General features: G+C 48.7%; 25 protein-coding genes and 2 tRNA genes. 25 read left to right on the forward strand and 2 right to left on the reverse strand.

Features of this window, described 5'->3' with window-relative positions; genetic code table 11:
* The 13 genes from GX441_03695 to GX441_03755 form a co-directional block, all read left to right on the forward strand.
* Positions 1-727, forward strand: a 727-nt coding sequence (locus tag GX441_03695) for a T9SS type A sorting domain-containing protein (GenBank protein ID NLI97748.1), incomplete at its 5' end; no start/stop codon positions are given.
* A 197-nt stretch (positions 728-924) separates the two neighbouring features.
* Positions 925-2,055, forward strand: a complete 1,131-nt coding sequence (locus GX441_03700; protein NLI97749.1) for a hypothetical protein — start codon at positions 925-927, stop codon at positions 2,053-2,055.
* 8 nt (positions 2,056-2,063) lie between these two features.
* Positions 2,064-3,203, forward strand: coding sequence for a hypothetical protein (locus GX441_03705; GenBank protein ID NLI97750.1), 1,140 nt, complete (start codon positions 2,064-2,066; stop codon positions 3,201-3,203).
* A gap of 97 nt (positions 3,204-3,300) precedes the next feature.
* A complete protein-coding gene (locus GX441_03710; GenBank protein ID NLI97751.1) occupies positions 3,301-4,467 on the forward strand; it encodes a hypothetical protein in 1,167 nt (388 codons plus the stop codon).
* The gene (locus GX441_03715; protein NLI97752.1) at positions 4,448-8,044 is read left to right on the forward strand and encodes a hypothetical protein; all 3,597 of its coding nucleotides are present in this window, start codon (positions 4,448-4,450) and stop codon (positions 8,042-8,044) included. Before GX441_03710 ends, GX441_03715 begins: the two co-directional genes overlap by 20 nt.
* Before the next feature lie 128 nt (positions 8,045-8,172).
* Positions 8,173-9,309: an ADP-forming succinate--CoA ligase subunit beta gene (gene sucC, locus GX441_03720; GenBank protein ID NLI97753.1), complete on the forward strand. Its 1,137-nt coding sequence runs from the start codon at positions 8,173-8,175 to the stop codon at positions 9,307-9,309.
* On the forward strand, positions 9,309-10,178 hold the full coding sequence (sucD, locus tag GX441_03725; GenBank protein NLI97754.1) for a succinate--CoA ligase subunit alpha: 870 nt from the start codon (positions 9,309-9,311) through the stop codon (positions 10,176-10,178). The genes sucC and sucD overlap by 1 nt, the downstream gene beginning before the upstream one ends.
* On the forward strand, positions 10,175-10,426 hold the full coding sequence (locus tag GX441_03730; protein ID NLI97755.1) for a 4Fe-4S binding protein: 252 nt from the start codon (positions 10,175-10,177) through the stop codon (positions 10,424-10,426). Before sucD ends, GX441_03730 begins: the two co-directional genes overlap by 4 nt.
* Positions 10,423-11,562 (forward strand): 2-oxoacid:acceptor oxidoreductase subunit alpha, encoded by a 1,140-nt coding sequence (locus GX441_03735; protein ID NLI97756.1) that lies wholly within the window; start codon positions 10,423-10,425, stop codon positions 11,560-11,562. The genes GX441_03730 and GX441_03735 overlap by 4 nt, the downstream gene beginning before the upstream one ends.
* Positions 11,563-11,582: 20 nt before the next feature.
* Positions 11,583-12,401, forward strand: coding sequence for a 2-oxoacid:ferredoxin oxidoreductase subunit beta (locus GX441_03740; GenBank protein NLI97757.1), 819 nt, complete (start codon positions 11,583-11,585; stop codon positions 12,399-12,401).
* Positions 12,391-12,936 (forward strand): 2-oxoacid:ferredoxin oxidoreductase subunit gamma, encoded by a 546-nt coding sequence (locus GX441_03745; protein ID NLI97758.1) that lies wholly within the window; start codon positions 12,391-12,393, stop codon positions 12,934-12,936. Before GX441_03740 ends, GX441_03745 begins: the two co-directional genes overlap by 11 nt.
* Entirely contained in the window at positions 12,915-13,331 is a 417-nt protein-coding gene (gene ndk / locus GX441_03750; protein NLI97759.1) for a nucleoside-diphosphate kinase, read from the forward strand. Before GX441_03745 ends, ndk begins: the two co-directional genes overlap by 22 nt.
* Before the next feature lie 12 nt (positions 13,332-13,343).
* Entirely contained in the window at positions 13,344-13,796 is a 453-nt protein-coding gene (locus tag GX441_03755) for a hypothetical protein (GenBank protein NLI97760.1), read from the forward strand.
* A 17-nt stretch (positions 13,797-13,813) separates the two neighbouring features.
* Here the strand turns inward: GX441_03755 and GX441_03760 are convergent, their stop codons facing one another.
* Both GX441_03760 and GX441_03765 read right to left on the reverse strand, forming a co-directional pair.
* Positions 13,814-14,692 (reverse strand): glycosyltransferase family 2 protein, encoded by an 879-nt coding sequence (locus tag GX441_03760; protein ID NLI97761.1) that lies wholly within the window; start codon positions 14,690-14,692, stop codon positions 13,814-13,816.
* Positions 14,693-14,723: 31 nt separating this feature from the next.
* Positions 14,724-15,461: a polyprenol monophosphomannose synthase gene (locus tag GX441_03765; protein ID NLI97762.1), complete on the reverse strand. Its 738-nt coding sequence runs from the start codon at positions 15,459-15,461 to the stop codon at positions 14,724-14,726.
* A 125-nt stretch (positions 15,462-15,586) separates the two neighbouring features.
* Between GX441_03765 and rpsP the strand changes: the two genes are divergently transcribed.
* The 12 genes from rpsP to GX441_03825 all read left to right on the forward strand — a co-directional run bounded on the left by rpsP (position 15,587) and on the right by GX441_03825 (position 22,430).
* Entirely contained in the window at positions 15,587-15,946 is a 360-nt protein-coding gene (gene rpsP / locus GX441_03770; protein NLI97763.1) for a 30S ribosomal protein S16, read from the forward strand.
* Positions 15,943-16,173, forward strand: a complete 231-nt coding sequence (locus tag GX441_03775; protein NLI97764.1) for a KH domain-containing protein — start codon at positions 15,943-15,945, stop codon at positions 16,171-16,173. The genes rpsP and GX441_03775 overlap by 4 nt, the downstream gene beginning before the upstream one ends.
* A gap of 21 nt (positions 16,174-16,194) precedes the next feature.
* The gene (trmD, locus tag GX441_03780) at positions 16,195-16,965 is read left to right on the forward strand and encodes a tRNA (guanosine(37)-N1)-methyltransferase TrmD (protein ID NLI97765.1); all 771 of its coding nucleotides are present in this window, start codon (positions 16,195-16,197) and stop codon (positions 16,963-16,965) included.
* The gene (gene rplS, locus GX441_03785; GenBank protein ID NLI97766.1) at positions 16,943-17,410 is read left to right on the forward strand and encodes a 50S ribosomal protein L19; all 468 of its coding nucleotides are present in this window, start codon (positions 16,943-16,945) and stop codon (positions 17,408-17,410) included. Before trmD ends, rplS begins: the two co-directional genes overlap by 23 nt.
* Positions 17,370-18,005: a ribonuclease HII gene (locus GX441_03790; protein NLI97767.1), complete on the forward strand. Its 636-nt coding sequence runs from the start codon at positions 17,370-17,372 to the stop codon at positions 18,003-18,005. The genes rplS and GX441_03790 overlap by 41 nt, the downstream gene beginning before the upstream one ends.
* 184 nt (positions 18,006-18,189) lie before the next feature.
* Positions 18,190-18,276: transfer RNA gene (locus GX441_03795), tRNA-Ser, on the forward strand.
* 207 nt (positions 18,277-18,483) lie between these two features.
* Positions 18,484-18,870: a DUF5362 domain-containing protein gene (locus GX441_03800; protein NLI97768.1), complete on the forward strand. Its 387-nt coding sequence runs from the start codon at positions 18,484-18,486 to the stop codon at positions 18,868-18,870.
* Positions 18,871-18,995: 125 nt separating this feature from the next.
* Complete coding sequence (locus tag GX441_03805; protein NLI97769.1) at positions 18,996-19,448, forward strand: hypothetical protein; 453 nt, start codon at positions 18,996-18,998, stop codon at positions 19,446-19,448.
* Positions 19,449-19,479: 31 nt separating this feature from the next.
* Positions 19,480-19,568, forward strand: a tRNA-Ser gene (locus GX441_03810).
* 101 nt (positions 19,569-19,669) lie between these two features.
* Positions 19,670-21,124: a glutamate--tRNA ligase gene (locus GX441_03815; GenBank protein ID NLI97770.1), complete on the forward strand. Its 1,455-nt coding sequence runs from the start codon at positions 19,670-19,672 to the stop codon at positions 21,122-21,124.
* Between the two features lie 92 nt (positions 21,125-21,216).
* Entirely contained in the window at positions 21,217-21,936 is a 720-nt protein-coding gene (locus GX441_03820; GenBank protein ID NLI97771.1) for a queuosine precursor transporter, read from the forward strand.
* A 143-nt stretch (positions 21,937-22,079) separates the two neighbouring features.
* Positions 22,080-22,430 carry a cupin domain-containing protein gene (locus GX441_03825; GenBank protein NLI97772.1) on the forward strand — a complete coding sequence of 117 codons (351 nt, stop codon included), beginning with the start codon at positions 22,080-22,082 and terminating at the stop codon, positions 22,428-22,430.
* The last annotated feature ends 18 nt before the right edge of the window (positions 22,431-22,448 follow it).

Here is a 22,448-nt window from a genome sequence, read left to right on the forward strand (position 1 = left end):
CGACCACTGCCCGTACAACGACACCGTTCGCCGCAACGTAGTAGTGCTTCTGACGCACGACGTTGGCGTAACCGAGATAGCCCTGAGCCCTGATTTCGACAACCCACCTGATCGCTACAATACAGGCAGGGCGGTAACGATAACGGCCACAGTCGAGAACTTCGGCTACAACCAGGAGAGCAACGTACCCGTGCGCTGCGAGATACTGGACAAGACAGCCGATCCTGACACGCTGGTCTATCACAACATCCAGACCATCGTGACGCTTGACTGGCGCGGCAACACGCTTGATAACTCCTACACTGCGGAAGTAACCTTCCCTGTGTGGACTGTTCCGAGCACTAACTGGTTCACCATCACCTGCAAGACCGAACTTGCTGGCGACATGTGCCCGGATGATGACTTCGAGGTTTTGAATCCAGGCGCAATCGATGAAGGAAAAACCGGACCTAAAGCCTACTTCCTGGAGGTCACGAATGCTATAAATGAAGGAGAAGCGCGGTTGAGGTTTGCCGTACTGCACTCAGACTGGGTAAAGATAAGCGTCTTCGATATAAACGGCAGGTACGTTGCAAGCGTCCAGAACAACCCCATGGAACCCGGCTACTACACGCGTACCTGGAACGGTAAAGATGATTCAGGCCGCAAATGCTCTGCAGGCATATATATTGTCCGCATGGAAGCTGAAGGATTTACGGCATCGAAAAAGGCAGTAATACTCAACTAAGCCCCTGAATCACACAATTAAGCGGTTGGCTAGAATGTTAAGCCAGCCGCTTTCTTTTACACTTTTGTATAACCGTACGCGTTCCCCCTCCTCCTCTTCACTCGCAAAGCCTTGAGGCACAAGGGTCTTTTTTATGTAACCTGGCACGTAAATTGCTCATTATTAAGATAAGAACTAAATCCCTTAGGAGGGGAAAAATGAAGCGTTTTTGTGTTGAAAAGGTTACATGTTTGTGGGTCTTAGGGATGCTGGGGTGTGTTATTTCATTGTTCGGGCAGATTCATGACCTTAAGTGTTACGAAATAATACAACCTGAGGGTGATTTTGTGCTTGCGGATTCGGCAATAGTGCCAGTGCTCGGAATCGCCAACCTGGGTTCATCGCCGGAGGAAAATTTCTACGTCTATATGCAATCGGTAGATATAGCTGAAGAGGATACTGTCTACGCCGAAAGCGTTCTTGTAAGCCACATAGGTGCGTATCCTGACTCAATTGAGGTCGAGTTCCCTGCCTGTCCGCCTGAAGGAAAATGTGACCCATACGATGGCGACTATGTCGATGGCGTTAAGTACGAGCTCCTAGGGATTCCGGAGGCTGAGTTAGACAAGGACCATTCGAATGACTCTTGCTTTGAAGAAGTCACTTCGTTACTTGAACATGATGTGGGAGTGACGGATTTGGACTTTAATCCTCCCCCACCAGACGGTGATTGTTATGAACCAGGAACAGAAGTTGTAATTACAGGTACAGTAGAAAACTTTGGCTTCAAAAGTGAGGAGAAAATTCCCCTTAGATTGGTGTTTTTAGATAAAACAGCGGACCCCGATACGGTAGTATATGAGTCGATTCAAACCGTTGAATTAATTGGGTCCAGATCGGATACCACGACTGGTGACTACTACCTCGACGTAATTTTTCCAGTTTGGGTTGTTCCTAGCAAAAACTGGTTTACCATTACATGCGCCACAAAATTAAATAATGATGAATGTCCTGATAACAATTTCGAATCATGTTCCTCAGATCCCTGTGCTGGTATTGAGAATGAGCAAGAAATAAAAACCTTAGAACTAGAGGCACCTCTTTACAGTAATGGAGTGTATATCATCAACTACTCCCTCCCCCTCTCATCCTGGCTAAGGCTGGACCTCTACGACGCATCGGGCAGGTTCGTGCGCAACCTGTACAACGACCCGTGCTCGGCAGGCACGCACACACTTACCTGGGACGGAAAGGACTCCGGAGGGAAGAGGGTGTCTTCAGGCGCCTACTTTGTGAGGTTGGAAGCAGGGGAGAATAAGTTGATTTCAAAAGTCGTTATGATAAGATAGGAGGAGATTTGAAGCACATTGTTATATCACTTGGCATATTCTCTCTTTGCTCAACAGGATATGCTGCGGTTGACCTTGTATGCGAGGCGATACTAGAGCCGTTGGCGGATTACGTTCTTGCGGACTCGGCTATCGTGCCGAAACTCAAGATAACCAACCTTGGCGACCAGGGAGCAAGTAACTTCTGGGTGAAGCTGATTATCGATGAAGTGTCTACAGGGGAAACTGTTTACGTCGCTAGCACTAAGATAGGCTACATAGGAGCAAACCCTGCAACAATCGAAGTCGAGATGTTGGAGTGGGCACCTGAGGGGAATTGCGAAGACGCTGATCCTAACGGATATGGACCATTCGTAGATTACGAGCTCCTAGGAATCCCGGAGGCAGCATTTGACACAGATCAAACCAATGATACTTGCTATGAAGAAGTAACCGCGTTACTTGAACATGATGTAGGGGTGGTCGAGATGGAGTTCGATCCGTATCCAAATTTACCCCCCGATTTGTACGTACCCGGAACAGAAGTGATAGTAACGGCTACAGTAGAGAATTTTGGATACCGGCCGGAAGCTGATATACCTGTCAGATTGGAGATTCTGGATAAATGCGCTGACCCCGATACCCTGGTTTATCATAATATTCAGCCGGTGAAGGCCATCGGCTGGAGAGGAGATAGCATTACAGGTATATACACGGCAAGGGTTGTTTTTCCTCGGTGGGTAGTGTCACATCTTAGTTGGTTTACGCCGATGTGCAAAACTGAGATGAAGGGTGACGAATGCCCGGACGATGATTTTACTGTATGGAATGTAAACTATTATTCAGAACCTGACGATCCTTGTTCAGGTTTAAGTGCCGAAGAGCATTCTGCCGTCGAAACCACGAGCCTTGAAGAGCCGCTTTTCAAGGACGGAACTTATATCATCAACTACTCCCTTCCCCTCTTTTCCTGGCTCAGGCTGGACCTCTACGACGCATCGGGCAGGTTTGTGCGCAACCTGTACAACGACCCATGCTCGGCAGGCAGACACACCATCACCTGGGATGGAAAGGACTCCAAGGGTCACAAGGTATCCTCCGGTGCTTACTTTGTCCGTATGGAAACCGGAGGGGAGAGCATAACGTCTAAGTTCTTAAATATACGTTAAGTTATGTACGTTAATAACTAGGGTTTTAACTGGGTTGACAGAAGGTCGATGTGTTACTAGAATACTAATAAATTATAAAACCTTTTAAGGAGGTTTCGTGAAGAAACTTTTCATCCTGGCATCAGGAGTATTGATTTTCTCGTCGGTCCTTTTTGCGAACTCAAAAATTCCTAAACTCGAAGAACAAGTCGCCCGCAATCCTAACAACGCCAAAGCGGTTTTCAATCTTACAAAAGAATACTGCCGTGCGGATTCGGTCGTTAAAGCCGTCGAAAGCTTCAAGCGCCTTGCAGCGCTTGATTCCAATCTTGCATCTGACGTGTTCGTTCGCGCAAAGGTCGCAATCTATCTGGGCCTAGAGCCTTTTTTCCCGCAGTTGATTACCGATTCAGTGTGCGAAGCTCCGCGCTTCAGCCAGGATGAAAAAAAGATACTGTTCCAGAGGAACACGGGCTGGGATTACAATGCAGGAATCATGGATGCGTTCAGCGGAAAAGGGTTCAAGATGCTGACAAAATCCGACTCCGGCTGCTACGGACCTTGCTTTGCCGGTTCGTATGATAAGATGTTGTATACCAGAAGAGCGGATGACCAGCAGGGAACAACAAAGCTGATATACAACGATCTTACCGGAGGTGGAGAAAAGGTCATTTTTACCAATCCTGGCGTCATGGAAACCATTGACTGGGCAGGCGAGGGTAAGCCTGTGCTTTTTTCGTACTACTCCATCGATACAAAGACCTGGGAGATAGGACTCTATGATGCGGAATCAGGAGAACTCAAACAACTAACGAATAATTATTATACTGACAGATATCCAAGATACTCGAGCGACGGCAAATATATCGTGTATACGGACGACCGGCTCATCGACTTTGATATCCGCATTATGGATACGAAAGGAAAAGTTGTTGAGAATTTAGATATTGGGCCAGGCAGAGATGTATTGCCGGTATTCGGCGATCACGACCGCAAAGTGGCATTTTGTTCCGACCGCAACGGCGGCAACCAGTTTGATATTTTCGTCTACGATCGCCGTACGAAGGATGTGATTCCAGTGACCTATCATCAGTCGCACGATCTTTTTCCGGATTTCTCTAATGATGGGAGCTGGTTAATATTCACATCAAACAGGGAACAGGACGAGATGGTTCATCCATATTTTGTTTCGTTGAACCAGCCGATCTCTGTTGAAAGACTTCTAGAGGAGATAAACAAAGAGGAACCCCAGGACGGAGGTTCTAATGATAATCAATCGCCGTAAGCTAATAAATGCTTTATTTGTTTTAACACTCGCCTTAATTCCTTGCGGACTGCTTCTGGGCGGTGAGCAGAAGCATGCGGTTGAGCTGCCCTTCAGCTCTCTCGGATTTGATACCGGAACCTATACTATGATTTCTTTTCAGGGAGGTCGCTACATGGCGCAACCAGGCGAGCCGTGGCTGCCATTCATGGTGAAGAGCTATGTTCTTCCGCAGGGAACAAGAATAAGCGGCGTAAAGCTTGAGGTTTTAAAGTCCAGAACAATCTATATTGACAAGCCGGTATATCCAGCGCAGCCTTTAAGACCGTTGAGTTCCACTAAATCGATTGGATTTGCAGCGCCTGCGGAAGAGATTTACTCGATGAATGAGCCTTATTCGGAATTCGCCGCTGAAGTCTTAAACGAAGGTGTACTCGAGGGACAAAGAATTGCCACAGTCGCGCTGTACCCTTTAAGGTACACGCCGGGCTCGGGCAAGCTTGAGATAGCCGAAAAGATGACGCTCTCGATTCAATATGAAAGAGACCCGTCATGGGTACCGACAACAATACCATCCCGCAGTATCCAGCAAAGCCTGAATTCAAGACTTGCGGCGATAGTTGAAAATCCTCAAGCCGGGGTCTTAAATTCAAACTATACGGCTCTTGGCAATGAATACCGTCATGTAATAGTAACTACATCGGCGCTTAAAGCCAATTTTCAGCCTCTTGCGGACTGGAATACAAAAAGAGGCGTAAGGGACACGGTCGTTACTCTTGAAAGCATAGTTTCGAGTTATTCCGGAAAGGACCCGGCTGAAAAGATAAGGAATTTCGTAAAATACGCCCATACGAACTGGGGACTTGAATATCTGATTCTCGGAGGTGATGCGTCAATAATACCAACACGTGATTGCTTCACAACGGCATCTGACGGAGACCATTACGATACGATACCGACGGACATGTATTTCGGCTGCCTTGACGGAGACTGGGATAAAAACAGGAACGGCACTTATGGAGAAGTAAGCGACGATGCGGATCTCTACGCCGAGGTAGCAGTCGGCAGGATAAGCGTCGTGAACGGAGTAGAGGCAGGGAATTTCGTCGCCAAACTGATCTCGTACGAGAATGCCCCGCCTTCAAATTATTCTAACAAGCTTATGCTTCCTTCGGAGGTTCTCTGGGAGGAACCGTACTACCCCGGTGATGCCACAAATAATGCTATAGCCGCTCTCGCACCTGCCGGCACTCAAATACAAAAGCTTTACGAAACCACTGGAAATATCAACAATGCTATGCTCAGGGATTCACTCAATGCAGGAGTGGGACTTGCCCACCATATGGCTCACGGCAACATCTGGATTATAGCGACAGGCCCTGATGCGTTCACTTCCGTGATGGCTCACGATCTCGTCAATGCCGACAGGGTTGCGGTATACAACGCCATTTCTTGTCTTGTTGGCGCGTTTGATTTCACGAACTGCATAGTGGAGGAATTCCAGAACGCGCCTGCAGGAGGTACTGTAGCTTGGATAGGCAACTCGCGCTACGGCTGGGGTATGCCGCCTATGCAGGGTCCGTCCGAAGATCTCGATGTGTCTTTCTTCCAGTCCGTCTACGGTAAATCCAACCCTGAAGCCGGATTGTCGCTCGTGGATTCAAAAGACGCTAATGCCGAATCATGGGGCTCAAGCGCCATAGGCCTCTGGTGCATATACGAACTTAATCTCTTCGGCGATCCTTCAATGCCTGTACATTACAGGCAGCCTTCCGATTTTACTGTCACATATCCGGGCCAGATCATCGAGGGGCAGCAGACTCTTCCGGTTAGTCTGTCGTCCCAGGTCGGATACCCTGTTGAAGGCATGCTCGTATGCGCGAGACAGGGAACCTCCGTATACTCCTGGGCTAAAACCGATGCATCGGGCACGGCATACCTGGACATAAATCCATCGATTGGTACGATAAGCATAACCGCAAGCGGAGCAAATCACCGTTTCTTCTCAAAAGACGGTATACCCGTTGGTTCGCGACAACCGCTTCTGGTCCTATCCCCTGATACGTTATGGATGGACGTTGATGCAAATGGACTTTCCGAGTATTTTACTATAGCTAATGAAGGATCCGATACGCTCAAAATCTCCTCGATATTGCCGAACAACACAAGCTGGATCAAATCAGTCACTCCTGCAAACTGCAGCGTTGCTCCCGGAGGGTATCAAGGCATTCAAGTTACCGTAGACACGACCGGTGTTAAAGACAGCATTTACCTTGGCTCCGTTCGAATCCTGAGCAACGACCAGGCAAGACCTACAGCTTATGAGCCTGTCAAGCTCATAAAGGGCGACTGGCCCGATATCGATATTGTTCCTGAGCCCTTGGTCTTTGATATGCCTGCAAATAATGATACAATTAGTTCCGCAGCAGTTTTCAACAAAGGCAGGGCTGATCTGCAGGTTACTTCAGTTTCGACAACAGATTCGTGGATTGTCGACATTCAACCCAATACTTTTAGCATTCCCTCAGGTGATTTCGCTACAGTGTACGTAATTGTAGACACATCCGGTCTCGGTTTCGGAACCTACAACGGCAAAATAACCTTCCAAACAAACGATCCTGACGAACAAACTAGGTCGCTTGCAGTAAAACTGAACATGGGTGAACCGGATATCGCGGTCGAACCGGATACGCTTCAGTTCTATGTATCATATGAGGATCCTTCAAAGAACATTACATCCGCAAATTCGGACGTACAAAACAAAGGCACAAGAACATTATCTGTATCCAATATCGTTCCTTCCAGGAGCTGGATACTGGTTGGAGACCCAAAGTCTTTCGAGATACAGCCTTTCTACTCTAAGTATGTGGAAGTGTCGGTAAACCCTGAGGGCTTGAAGCAGGGCGTCTATGACGCCTCCATTACTATCTCGTCTAACGATCCTGACGAGCCGTCCAAGAAGCAGCAGGTAAGGCTGCTTCTTGAAGAGGCGCCTCCCAAGATCGTTTGTTCGCCCGACACGGCTTTAATGGACAACAAGACGATGCGTGGAACGTTCTGGGTGTTTAACGAAGGTATGCGTGACCTTGTAGTTTCGAACATATCGAGTCCGACTCCCTGGATATACGGTCTCTTCCCGAAAGGATTTACCGTGCGCGGCCAGGACAGCGCCCAGGTTACCATGATTGGCGACGCATCCAAGGTCTCTCAAGGTCCCAAGATAGGAACGGTGGAAATCGAATCCAACGACACCAAAAAACCTTTAACGAAAGTTCCCGTTAAGCTGGGGCCGGCTTCCGGAATTGCCGAGGGTATGCCCCTGACATTCGAGCTTGTGCCGGTCGCTCCCAATCCGGTTTCATCGCGCTGCATGGTTACATATGCGGTTCCAAGGCAGTCCCAGGTTAGTCTTTGTGTATATGACGTTGCAGGAAAAAGGGTTCGTCTCCTTGAGCAAGGATTGGTAAAACCGGGCTACTACACTATTATCTGGAACGGCGAGGATGATGCCGGTCGGATGCTCCCCCAGGGGGTATATCTTTTGAGAATGGAAAGCCCGACCTACAAAGCCACGCAGAGATTGGTTCTTCTGCGTTAAATAGGTTAAAAGAGTCGCTGGATTACTGCCTGCATAGAGCACGGCGGGATTCAGGGTATCATAACAAGTGATATTTTACTTGACATTTGGTGATTTTTGCAGTATGCTTACGCTCACCAAGGATAAAAGTGAAGTTATTAGAATATCAAGCTAAGGTTTTTTTTACCAAAACCGGGATACCGACCCCGAAGGAGAAACCCGTCTCCTCTAAAACAGAAGCCCTCCAGGCTGCTGAAGAATTGGGTCTGCCGTGCGTTCTAAAAGCCCAGGTAGGCGTGGGCGGTCGGGGAAAAGCCGGAGGCGTCAAACTAGCCCGCACAATGGAAGAGGTTGCGGAGAACGCCGAAGCTATACTCGGCATGGAGATTAAAGGAGAGCGCGTAGAGCGTCTTTTGTGTTCGGAGGCTGTAGACATCAAACAGGAGTTCTACGCGAGCGTGACGACGGACCGCACCAACCGCAGGCTTGTGATGATGGTGTCGCCCGCCGGCGGAATCGACATAGAAGAAGTGGCAAGGACAACGCCCGAGAGGATACTCAAGATTCCCATTGACCCCCTTATCGGCCTTGCATCGTATCAATCTCGCAACGCTTCAGCCTTTCTTACGCGAGACCCGGGGATACAAAAACAAGTATCCTCAATTCTATCCAAACTCTATGCTTTATACACAGAGAGTGATCTGTCTCTTGCGGAGATTAACCCTTTAGTCGTTACAGGAGAAGGGAAAGTGATTGCTCTTGATGCCAAGATTATCATAGACGACAATGCGCTATACAGACATCCTGAATTCGAGGAGTATCGAATTCTCTCGCCTGACGAAGCGCTCGAAGAGGAGGCTAAATCGAAGGGCCTTTCCTACATAAAGCTTGCCGGAAACGTCGGCTGCATCGTGAACGGAGCCGGACTCGCAATGGCTACAATGGATCTCATAAAACGCTTCGGCGGCGAACCGGCAAACTTCCTTGATGTCGGCGGTTCATCATCCCCTGAAAAGATGCTTTGGGCAATAGAACTCGTTACACGCGACCCCAACGTTAGGGCCATCTTCGTGAACATCTTCGGCGGAATAACCCGGTGCGATGATATCGCGAGGGGTCTCCTTGACGCTGCATCCTCGCGCCAGCTTCCTCTTCCTGTTGTGGTCCGTTTAACTGGAACTAACGAAACAGAGGCGCGCAAGATGCTCGAAGGCACATCCTTCATTCCCGCTCGAGACATGGCTGACGGCGCGAAAAAAGCTATTTCTTCAGCCGGAGGGAAATGATGGCTGTCTTCGTTTCCAAAGAAACAAGGGTTATTGTTCAGGGTATAACCGGCCGCGACGGGCTTTTCCACGCTAAGATGATGCGTGAATACGGAACCTCTGTCGCGGGCGGCGTAACGCCAGGCAAGGGCGGTTCGAAGGTCGAAGATTTTCCCGTATTTGACTCAATGCATGAAGCCGTGGCTAAGACAGGCGCCAACACGTCTGTGATTTTCGTTCCTGAGAAGTTCGCAGCGGACGCAATAATAGAGGCTTCGGATTCAGGGATTGGTCTGGTCGTGTGCATTACCGAGGGTGTGCCCGTTCTCGATATGCTTAAGATTATAAGCTATATCTCAAAGAACGGAACCAAACTGATAGGACCTAACTGTCCTGGAGTTATCTCTCCCGGCAAATCAAAGGTAGGCATTCTGCCAGGTCATATTTTCAAGGAAGGCAACATAGGAGTCGTATCGCGCTCGGGAACCCTGACATACGAACTCGTAAGCCATATTACGAATGCAGGTCTTGGCCAGTCCACATGCGTTGGCATTGGAGGAGACCCCGTAATCGGCTCTAATTTTATAGATGTTCTCAAGCTCTTCAAGGATGATGATGAAACTAATGCCGTAGTGCTTGTCGGCGAGATTGGCGGTTCAGATGAGGAGGAGGCTGCAAAATTCATCAGAGAGGAGCTAGGCAAACCCGCAGTCGGGTTTATTGCGGGAAGAACCGCTCCAAAGGGAAAGCGAATGGGGCATGCCGGTGCTATAATATCGGGCTCCTCGGGCACTGCTGAGGAAAAAGTGGGTGCTCTTAAAGCCGCCGGAATCCCTGTTGCAGGCGAGCCGGCCGAGATTGCATCTCTTCTCAAGGATATACTCAAATGAAAATTAATCGCAAGGAGTTCGAGGTTCTTGTTCAGGAAGAACCTAAAGCTTTCATAAAGATATATAAAAGGCTCTGTAAAGGCTGTGAGATATGCGTATCTCTGTGTCCGAAGAGCATACTTTCACTGGGCGACGATCTGAAAGTTCACGTAGTCAATACTAAGGATTGCATAGCCTGCATGATGTGCGAGTGGCACTGCCCTGATTTTGCCATCTTTATCGAGAAGAAGGAATCTAAGAAATCATGAATAAAAAAACCTCAAACTCCAAGACTCCTGCCAATCAAAGAAGGTTGGTTTCAGGAAACGAGGCTTGCGCAGAGGCTGCACTTCTTGCCGGGGTTCGGTTCTTCGGGGGGTACCCCATAACTCCTTCCACAGAGGTAGCAGAGCGGATGGCCGAGGAACTGCCTAAAGTAGGGGGGGTGTTTATCCAGATGGAAGACGAGATAGCGAGCATAATGGCCATAATCGGAGCTTCGGCAGCCGGCGTACCTTCAATGACCGCTACATCCGGACCGGGGTTTTCTCTCATGCAGGAGGGTATTGGCTACGCCGCCATGACTGAGACCCCTATAGTCGTTATCAATGTCATGCGTGGCGGGCCTGCAACAGGTCTTCCCACAAAGGGAGCGCAGGGCGATTTCCAGCAAGCACGATGGGGAACTCATGGCGATCATCCTGTAGTGGTTCTTACTCCTAGAGGTGTCGAGGAGTGTTTTAACCTTACCATAAGGGCGGTTGATATTTCGGAGAGGCTGCGCGTTCCCGTTATCGTCCTTACCGATGAGTTCGTAGGGCATATGAGAGAAATCGTTGCTCTGCCGCAACGTGTTGAGGTTTATCACCGTCAAAGACCGCGCGTTTCGCCTGAAGAATACCTGCATTATGCGGACAATACGAGCTACAATGCCCCGTATGCGAGCTTTGGCGAGGGCTTCTCGATTCATCTTACGGGTCTCACGCACAGGGAGGATGGATTCCCTGTAAACGACGCATCTAAAATTCAATGGAACAATGAAAGGCTGCGTCATAAAATAGAAGACAACATTGCCTTCCTTGAGGATAATTTCATCGATGACGATCCCGACGCAGACACCTTGATAGTAGCTTTCGGCTCTTCTGCCAGAAGCGCTTACGAAGCGAAGCTTCTGTGGGATAAGCCTTTGTCCTACATCCGCCTCAAGACGGTTTGGCCTTTTCCCGACGCCACCGTGAGAAAACTTGCAGACGGAAGGAAAAGAGTAGTTGTTCCAGAGATGAACGACGGTCAGTTCTGCCGGGAGGTAGAGCGCTGCATCGGGTCAAGAGTAGAGCTTGTGTCCGTCACCCGGAACGACGGGTCCATGCTTACGCCCGGGGAGGTACTGGAGGCTTTGAAATGAGCGAGATTTCTTCATCCTCAATGCCCAAAACCCACGAGTATCTGAGAATGGATGACCGGTTTCCGCATGTATGGTGCCCAGGATGCGGGATAGGAATAATGTTCTCGGCGCTAATAAGGGCGATAGATTCGCTTAAGCTTCCCCGGGAAAAGATTGTTCTTGCCTCCGGAATAGGATGCACGTCGAGAATGCCTGGCTACCTTGACTCTGACACCTTTCATGTGCTTCATGGCAGAGCGCTTGCTGCGTCAACAGGCGTAAAGCTTGCTCGCCCCGACATGCACGTGATAACGGTTGGAGGCGACGGCGACATGCTTGCGATAGGCGGCAATCACTTCATTCATGCGGCAAGGCGTAATGTCGGAATCACCTGCATAATACTCAACAACTTTACTTATGGTATGACAGGTGGCCAGCAATCGCCTACGACTCCTGAAGAGATGTTCGCCTCGACTGCTCCTTACGGTGCTATTGACGAGCCTGCAGATGCTTGTTCGCTTGCGGTCGCGGCAGGCGCCGCATACGTCGCAAGGACAACCGTGCATAACGTCGTTCAGCTTGAGCGTTTCCTGAAAACCGCATTGGTTCACAAAGGATTTCGTCTGGTCGAAGTCGCGGCTCAGTGCCCGACTCTTTTTGGAAGGATGAATCGCATGGGCACCCCTAAGGAACTCCTTGAATGGATAAAAAATCGGACGATAACAATTGAATCGGCTAACAAGATGAGTAAGGAGCAATTAAAGGATAAAATCGTGACGGGTGTATTCGTGGATCGTGAAGTTGAAGACTACGGAGATCGATACGCCCGGCTTGTTGAGAAGGTCAAGAATGAGAACTGAAGTAAGACTTTCAGGAAGGGGCGGGCAGGGACTGATTCTTTCAGGCATTGTGCTTGCCGAGGCGTGCGGGGTGTATGAAAACAAAGAGGTTGTTCAGACTCAGAGTTATGGTCCTGAAGCCAGGGGCGGAGCCTCGCGTTCCGAAGTGGTGATTTCGGAAAGCCAGATTCGTTACCCTTACGCCTACGATGCGGATATCCTCGTAGCTCTTTCCCAGCCCGCGTTCGACAGATTCGCTCCATCAATGAAAAAGAATGGTCTCATCTTCGCGGACTCTTTCTACGTTCATTCCGATTCCAAGAACGTGATGTTTGTGCCGTTCACAGAGACGGCTCGAACCGAACTCGGCCGTGAAGTTGTTGCAAATATCGTGATGCTTGGCGCGCTCTCCTCCACTACCAAGATTGTTGAGCTCGATTCCCTCAAAAAAGCCATAGAACACAGGGTTCGCCCTGCGTTTCTTGATCTTAATCTCAAGGCTTTGGAAACGGGCTTCAGATTGGGCGAGGAGATATGGAAAAAACGCTCCTCATAATAAAACCGGATGTAGTCGCCCGCAATAAAACGGGAGAGATTCTGGCCAGGTTAGAAGCTGAGGGGTTTACGATTCTGGGTTTGAAACACATCCTGGTTTCGCCTCAAGAAGCGGAATTATTCTACGAAGTGCATTCGGGAAAATCTTTTTTCGAAGACTTGATCGAGTTCATGACGTCGGGTCCAATAATTGCATGTTGTCTTGGAAGAGAGAATGCTGTTCGTAGGCTGAGGGAGATAGTGGGTGATACGAATCCAAAAAAAGCGGAAAAAGGAACCCTTCGGGCTCTTTACGGAACGAGTGTCGAGCGTAATGGCGTTCACGCTTCGAATCCCGAAGAGGATCCTGAATCCGAGGTTAGTTTTTTCTTCTCAACACACGAGCTTCTTTCATAAGGAGGAGTTTGTATGCGTTGTAATTCGAAGCTCAAACCGTTCGCTGCAATCCTTGTATCAGGAGTTTTTCTCCTGCTTACAGTCTGCGGGCTTCCGATCCTTACCGACAGCTATGAGCCTAACAATTCATTCAGTCAGGCGGCAGCTATCTCTCCCGGAACCATAAAAGCGACAATTGAACCAGACAATGACGAGGACTACTACAAACTATCGCTTTCAAGCGCGGATTCCTTTCAGTTGAACTATGGACTAGAAGTGCCGTCGGTTATTACTGCGGAAGTAAGCCTGTTTTCATCATCTCAATCTCTTATGGACTATGTCAGAGCGGATACTGCCGGTCAGAGTCTTGCCGGACATATCAATATATCATCAGGAGATTACTACGTTAGGATCAGATCGGTCGATTTCAGCTCGTCTGATTCTGATTATACCCTGTCAATATCCGTTTTACCCTTGGGTAGTTAATGCCAAAAAGCCACGAATCAAGGCAATAACAAACCGGTAAATTTCTTAGTCGATAAGTGCATTGAAATCAATAAAGCAGTAAACACTGTCAATAAAGCCCTCAAAATCAGCCCTGGCTTTTTATGTTTTACAAGATAGCGGTAAATGCCTTTGAAATGGTGCATTTTAACGTATGTTCGGTCTATGCGTCGGATGTTCTCGCCAAGGTGATGGATTGATGCAGGTTTCGGAATGTACCATACTTCCCATCCGGCGTCTTTGATGCGCTTGCATAGGTCGAAGTCCTCTACATAAAAAAAGAACCCTTCATCGAACATGCCGATGTCATTAAAAACGTCCCTTTTGACCAACAGGAACATCCCCGTGCAAATATCAACCTGCTGGGTCTTTTCCATATCGGTATCGGTACAAAGAAAATATCTGCTGAAAGGGTTGTTTGGAAACAGCATTGTCAGAATCGCGCGTCGACCAAACAATAGACTCGTGTAATTGGGGAAGCGCCTCAGGTTTTCCTGGATTCTTCCGTCAGGATATAGAATTTTACCCGAGGCGGCTGCGCACATCCTGGTTTTTTCCATAAAGGACAAAACCTCATAGAAGCCATCCTTAAGGAGCTGTGAATCCTGATTCAAAAAGAGGATATAATCGCCTTCAGCTATCTTTGCACCCTGGTTACATGCGTGTGCAAACCCTGTATTCTTACTAAGAAAAATAAAGCGAATATCCTTGTGTATTATTTGAGACTGGATAACACTGCCGTCTCGGGACTTGTTGTCCACTATAATGACCTCGGTTTGTTCCGGAGGTATAGATGCAAGACATTTTTCTATGAGATGTCCGGGATTGTAAGTGGGTATTACTACTGATATCTTGGGCTTTTGCCTTGCAATCTTCATTATCGTCGGATTCTTTCGGGAAGGAGAAGATTCAGCGCCACAGCCTCAATTGCGGAACAAGAAAGAGCGCCTGCCAAACAATCCGGCGATTAAGCTTCGAGACGCCAACGCGGCGATCGCGGAATACAATCGGTATTTCCTTCACATTGAATCCTGCCAGCCAGACCCGGAAATCAATCTCTATCTGGAATCCGTATCCGTCAGCGGAGATGTTGTCGAGTCTTATCTCTTTGAATATCTTGGTCTTGTAGCATTTGTAGCCCGCGGTCATATCCTTTATCGGAGCGGAAGTTACAAATCGCGCGTAGAGGTTTGCGTAATGCGAAAGGCTCTTTCTTTTCTTCGGCCAGTCCACAACCTCTCCGCCCGGAATGTAACGTGATCCTATAACAAGATCGGCTCCATTCTCTAACTCCTTCACGAAACGAGGCAAATCCATAGGATCGTGAGAGAAGTCAGCATCCATCTCAAAGGCGTATTCGTATCCATTATCAAGCGCCCATCTAAAGCCTCTTATATAAGCAGTTCCAAGACCCATCTTCCTTGGTCTTTGTATCAAAAAAAGCTTTCTATCCGTTTTCATTCTTTCCTTTACGACATCCGCGGTTCCGTCAGGCGAGCCGTCATCTATGACAAGTATATCAGCTTCAGGAAGATAGGAATGCACGGCATCAAGTATACCGTAGCGCGATGGGTGTCTGTCCCCGCCTGAACGAGGCGAGATATTCTCTCTTTCGTTATATGTAGGGATAATCACCACGCCTTTCATTCCTTATTTTATTCGCATTATAGAATTTGTCAATTATCTATAAGCTATGCTTGACATTACTGAGATTCTTGCTATTATTAAGGTTAACAATAACGAACACGATTTTCAGAATAGAAGGAGATAGATTGGTTAAGATTCGTCTCAAACGAATTGGTGCAAACAAGAATCCACATTATCGGATTGTAGTGACTGATTCACGCAAGGCGCGTGATGGAGCCTACATAGAATCAGTAGGCAACTTTGATCCTCGAGGTGAACAGGCGTTTGCTCTTAACGAAGAGCGACTGGCGTACTGGCTTACACAAGGTGCAGCGATGTCTCCGCGTGTAACAGCACTTCTAAAGCGTCATAAAAAAGAAGCTAAGACGCCTGCCATCCATACCCCTGCAGAGGAGGAGGCTACGAATACTCAAACGGCCGCATCCCTCGATACCGGGGAACAACCTGAAACTGAACATGAATCCAGTGAAGGAGGAAAACAATGAAGGAACTGCTCGAATACATGGTCAAAGCGCTGGTTGACAACCCGAACAACGTCAGCATCGAAGAAATAGCTGGTGAAAAGACTATAATATACGAACTCAGAGTCGGAGAAGGCGACCTGGGCAAGGTCATAGGCAAGGAAGGTCGGATGGCAAAAGCTATCCGCACAATCCTTACCGCAGCATCGATGAAGAAGGGCAAAAGAGCCCAGCTCGAGATAATCGAGTAAGAGCCTCCACGAGGAGGTTTCCTGCAGATCACGATTCTTTCGGGACTACCAGAGTATCTGCAAGCTCCAATTGGATTGGGGCATATAAGAATCGCGCAGGATAAAGGGATAGTAAAGTTACGGATACTCAATCTGCGGGATTACGCATTGGACGCATACCGCACGATTGATGACGAACCCTATGGCGGTGGCGGCGGAATGGTGTTAAAGGTTGAGCCTGTTTGGCGTGCACTCTCCTCGCTAGAGTCTTTAACCTTAGGGCAAGGAGATTCTGCAACAGGCATCGAAAAATCATGGGTAGTGCTGCCGACACCGAAAGGAGTCAGGCTTAAGCAGGATGACTTTATAAGATTAAGTAAAAAAGCTCATCTTGTTTTCCTCTGCAGCAGATATAAAGGGATAGATGAACGAATAAGAGAGTGGGTAGATGATGAGGTATCGCTGGGAGATTATGTAATAGGCGGCGGCGAAGCAGCCGCATTGGTTATGATTGAAGGGATTGTAAGACTGCTTCCAGGCGTTGTTGGAGCGCATGAGTCAGTGGACACCGATTCATATACCTGCGGACTTCTATCGGCTCCGACTTATACGAGACCTGAGGAGTTTAACGGTAAGCGTGTACCGGACGTGCTTTTGTCCGGGCACCACGCGAAAATTGAAAAATGGCGCAGGAGTCAAGCGCTGGCTCTTACGTTAAAGCGTAGACCTGATTTGATTGCTAATTATGAATTCAGTGAAGATGACAAAAAATTGTTTTCGGAGGTATTAGGTGAACAAACTCGTAGAGATTGAAAAAGGCATGCTACGTTCAGATTTGCCTTCATTTGGACCTGGTGACACTGTAAAGGTTTCTTTCCATGTTCACGAGGGTAAAAAGGAGAAGATTCAGGCGTTTCAGGGCGTTTGCATCAAGATACACGGCGCTGGCCCTAACAGGTCATTCACTCTGAGAAAAGTATCTCAAGGTGTCGGGATTGAAAGGATATTTCCGCTTCACTCGCCTATGCTTGAAAAGATAGAGGTCGTCCGATACGGCAAGGTACGCAGAGCCAGACTTTACTATCTTCGTGACAAGGTTGGTAAGGGGCTCATGATAAAAGAGCGTATGATTAAAAAGGATGCAACAGAGGCACCTAAGAAAACAAGAAAAAAAACCACTAAACCCGTAGTTGAAGTAACCTCCAAGGAGGAATTAGATGCACAAGAATCTGGACCTCCAGGCGTGGCGGAGGGTTAGTCTTCTTTGCGGGGTTGATGAAGTAGGCCGCGGAGCCCTGGCAGGGCCGGTAGTTGCGGCGGCAGTAGTGCTGCCTCCGAAACTCGAAATAGAAGACGTTCGGGATTCCAAGAAACTCACGCCCAGGCGTCGCGAAGAGTTGTTTCAGCAGATAGCGACAAAAGCTTTAGGTATAGGAGTGGGATTCATACCTTCAGAAGAGATCGACGAAACAAACATTCTTCAAGCCGCCCTCAAGGCGATGCGCCGGGCATGCGAGAGACTCGCAATGAGGATAGAACCCGATCTCGTATTCGTTGACGGTACGTACAAAATCCCCGATTTGCCCTGGCCCCAGGAACCGTTCCCTCAGGCCGATGAGAACTCGATGTCGGTTGCAGCCGCTTCAATCGTGGCGAAAGTTCTCAGGGACAGATACATGGCGCAGCTTGACAATTCTTTCCCGGGGTACGACTTTGCGCGGCATAAAGGTTATCCAACGTCCGATCACGTCAAAACCCTTCGGCGTTTAGGTCCGTCGCCAATTCACCGCTTATCTTTTCGCCCATGCGTAGAATGCAGCGAAGTCAGGATACATAACATAGAAATTGAATAGTCAATATTCAGGGTCTCTAGCATGAAAATGGAGAGGTAGGAGTCTAACGTTGACAGGGGCGTAATTTTAACTAAACTCCCAAATCTTGAATTAACCGATGTTCCACTAGTCTAACAAACAAAATCGGTTAAAGCAGTTAATACAATGAGCAATGCGTAGTAAAACCCAGAAGAATTCCAGTTCTGGAGGGTTAGCGTAATTGGCAACGCAGCAGACTTGAAATCTGCCGCCCCTTGACCGGGGCTTGGGGGTTCGAGTCCCTCACCCTCCGTTACCACCCCACGAAGGTACTCAACACCTTCGTGGGGACCCTGAATGTTTTCTCTCTTGAATACATCGAAACATGGATAGTGAAATAAAACGTGATATTGTTTTGATTAATTTTAAGATGGGGGAAAGCCATCTGGAAACATTGACTTTCCAGTTATATCTATATAATTCAATCAATCGCATATAAACAAATACCATGGAGGTATAAATGGATCAGAATCCTGTCATGCAATCTTCAACAGATCCTATGCAGAAGATCCGCTACAGCATTGAAAAAACCCAGGGCTGGCTGAAGTTCCTCGGAATTCTTTCAATAATTGGCGGCGCCTTGCAGGCGCTTACCCTGGTAGGCATAATCGTAGCCTGGCTACCTATCTGGCTCGGCATAATCATGAATCAAGCCGGCTCGAAGGGCAAGGATTACGCAGACAGAGGAACACTTGAAGACCTTGTCGAATACAATGATAAACTCAAGAACCTCTTTACAATCTACGGTATCCTGGCGATAGTCGCTCTCATTGCGGCTGTGCTCGGCGGAATAGTAATGATTATTCTTGCAATAACGGGTGCATTTGTAGCTTCCCGCTATTTCTAAGAGTATCACGAAAAAAAGGGCGTCCTTAGGCCGCCCTTTTTTTTTACAAAGATTGGAGAGGTTGACAATCGGCGCGGGATAGAAGTCTTATCAGTAAATGTAAATTACAATAAAGGAGTGCAGACATGAATAACTATCCAGCTGAGGTTATGGTTGAAAGTTTTAAGTATGTCATTAACCGTTCAAAAGGGTGGACCCTGGCTTTGGGTTGGGTTGCGTTGGTCTACGGATTACTTTCAATAATTCGTGTGGCGGTTTCAGCTATAACTACTTTCAGTCTTATCGGCGTCTCATCCTGGAACTACCCCTTCATGATGAGTGCAGGAACCGGAATCATAGGCCTTGTCGTCTGTCTAATGCTTATTCCGCTCGGGGTAGTTCTTATCCGGGCGGAAGGGAATCTCAAGGCTTATCTGGCAAATGATGATTTTTCGTCAATAATCGTCTATCACCAAAGATTAAGGACATCTACAATTCTTGCTGTAACCGTACTCATCATAGATATACTCTCAGTGATAGTTATGGCTTTGTTCTGGGGTCTTATGGCGATGAGTTCGTTTTCGTTAATCGGTGATTGACTTTTTTTATTGCTCCGTATAATTCAACCTGGGAGAGGTGGCCGAGTGGTCGAAGGCGACCGCTTGCTAAGCGGTTGTACGGGTAACACCGTACCGTGGGTTCAAATCCCACCCTCTCCGTATTAACGTTGAACTCGGGATTTTTTAGAAAAAAAAATCCCGAGTTCAAAATCATCTTTTACTGGAGTAAAATGCCGCAGGGAGAAAACGACTCAAAAGATATGCAATCTAAGAAGTATGATTTTCGCGAACACCGCGCCTGTGGCGTTCGCGTACGCATTGCACCTTCGCCAACAGGAGCCATACACGTGGGGCTTGCTCGTTCAGCACTCTATAACTATCTCTTTGCTCGCAGACATGGGGGTAAGTTCATCCTGCGCATAGAGGATACGGATGTCGAACGCTCTACCCAGGAGTCCGCCGACGCCATAATCAAAGGTTTAGCATGGCTCGGCATCACCTTCGACGAGGGGCCTTACTACCAATCTCAGCGTCTGGATATCTACCGCAAGTACGCGGAGGAGCTCATACTCAAAGGCCACGCATACCGCTGCTACTGCACGCCTGAGCGTCTCGAAGAAGAACGAAAAAAGGCTGAGGCAGAGAAGCGTGCATGGAAGTACGACAGGCATTGTCTCAATCTTACCGCTGAAGAGAGAAAAAGCCTTGAATCCTCAGGAATTAAACCTTCGATTCGCCTCCAGGTACCCGAAGGCTCAACCGCTTTCAACGACCTCATTCACGGCGAGGTTACGCGCGATCACAAGGATGTCGAAGATTTCGTAATCCTGCGCTCCAACGGCGTGGCCATGTACAACTTTGCCGTTGTCGTGGACGACCACGAGATGAGAATCAGCCACGTTCTGCGTGCGGTCGAACACATCTCCAACACAACCAAACAGGTTCTCCTCTACAACGCATTCGGCTGGTCCTTACCCGAATTCGCCCACCTTCCCTTAATTCTCGGCGAGGATAAGAAGAAACTCTCAAAACGTCATGGCGCAATGTCCCTCGAGGAGTTTCGCTCACAGGGCTATCTTGCGGACGCGATGGTCAACTTCCTGGCGCTCCTGGGATGGTCTCCAGGCCAGGACCGCGAACTCATCTCCCGCGAAGAACTCGTCAACCTCTTCTCGATAGAACGAATCAATACATCCAATGCGATATTCGATATGCAAAAACTCTCATGGATGAACGGAGAGTATCTTCGCAAGCTCGAGCCTCGTAAGCTTTTCTCCGAGTTCAGCGAATGGCTCGTTTCCCGGTCCATCACTCTCTCAGCCGACCCGACCCTGGTCGCAAAAGCCCTGCCCCTGCTTGCAGAGCGTTCGCGCACGCTTGCCGAAATCTACGACGGTCTTCAACCCTACATCTCTGAAACGCTCTCATACGACGAGGATGGATTAAAAAAACACTTCCGCAAGGACCCCGAAGCCGTCCACAAACGCCTGACCCTCTATCGCGAGAAGCTTGCCGCTTTGCCGGAGTTCACGAAGGAAGCCGCGGAGGAAACGCTCCGTCTCCTCTGCGAAGAACTAGCCGTAAAACCTGGCGAGCTCATCCACCCAGTTCGTCTTGCGGTCACCGGCCGCACCGTAGGCCCCCCCCTGTTCGACTGCCTCGACCTTCTTGGTAGGGAACGCGTTCTCGCGCGACTGGCAAAGTTGCCGGAGTAGAATCGATCGAGTCTTACTTTCGTCGCGGCTTTAGTTAATATTAAGGGATGCTATAAGATTGACTTCTCTTCCCATCTCGATATCCTTACACCATGATTCCTGAAAAGCCTGTGAGCGCAAGAGCCTTCCGCTACTATGACCTCATCATGGCGGCGTTCGTTACCGTGCTCCTTGTTTCTAACATCGTCTCGACCAAGATAACGCACCTGGGTCCCTTCTCGTTCGACGCGGGCACACTCCTTTTTCCCCTCGCTTACATATTCGGCGACGTTCTCACCGAGGTATACGGCTACGCGCGCTCGCGGCGTGTCATATGGGTCGGGTTCGCGGCGAACTTACTCATGTCCGCCATAATCATGCTCGCTGGCGCGCTTCCTCCGGCCGAGGGCTGGCCTTACCAGGAGTCGTATATGAACGTGCTCGGGCTTACGCCCCGCATCGTTATCGCTAGTCTTGTCGCCTACTGGGCGGGCGAGTTTTCAAACTCCTTCGTGCTCGCGAAGATGAAGCTCGCAACGAAGGGTCGCTTTCTCTGGACGCGCACGATAGGCTCAACTATCGTCGGCGAGGCGGTGGACACAGCCATATTCGCCGTGGTCGCATTCCTGGGCGTGCTTCCCTCCTCCCTGCTTGTCACCGTCATCATCTCCAACTACGTATTCAAGGTCGGTGTCGAAGTAGTGTTTACTCCGCTGACATACCTCATCGTCGGCGGACTCAAGAGAGCGGAGGGAGTGGACTACTACGACCGCAAGACCAACTTCAATCCGTTCCTTTTGTCCAGTAAGAAAATCTCAGAGCCCGAAGCCTGAAGGTTTATCTCAACGTTCGAGATAGGAGGTTATGACATTGTTTTGAGTTGCAACTTTTGTAAAACGGCGCCGGCCGCATATGCAGGATAAGGAAATATCTTAATACGTGTGTAAGAAATCCCTAAATGAGCGAGGAGCAAGTGATGGCTGAATTTCCTTTGTTCATGAGAAATCCAAAAAACGCAATAGATCCCTCGATGCAATCCGAAGGAGTCGAAGGTTTCGTCTACGACGGAGCTGACGGTTCACAGATGGCGTTCTGGACAGCCTCCAAATCAGGCAAATCCTCGGAGCATACACATCCGTTCGACGAGTATTTCGTCGTCATCGAAGGCGAATGCGTCCTCTACATGAAGGGGGAGAAGATTGTGCTCCGGCGCGGGGATGAGTGTTTTATCCCTGTAGGTATCGCACATTCCACGGAGAATGCTCCAGGTACGAGAACGATTCACTCCTTTGGTGGCAAAAGGGCCGAACGTGCTCTAAAAAAGTGATATAAGCACAACCACAGG

It is taken from the genome of bacterium, assembly GCA_012517375.1.
In the GTDB taxonomy this organism is placed as follows: domain Bacteria; phylum Hydrothermota; class Tepidihabitantia; order B3-TA06; family B3-TA06; genus JAAYVC01.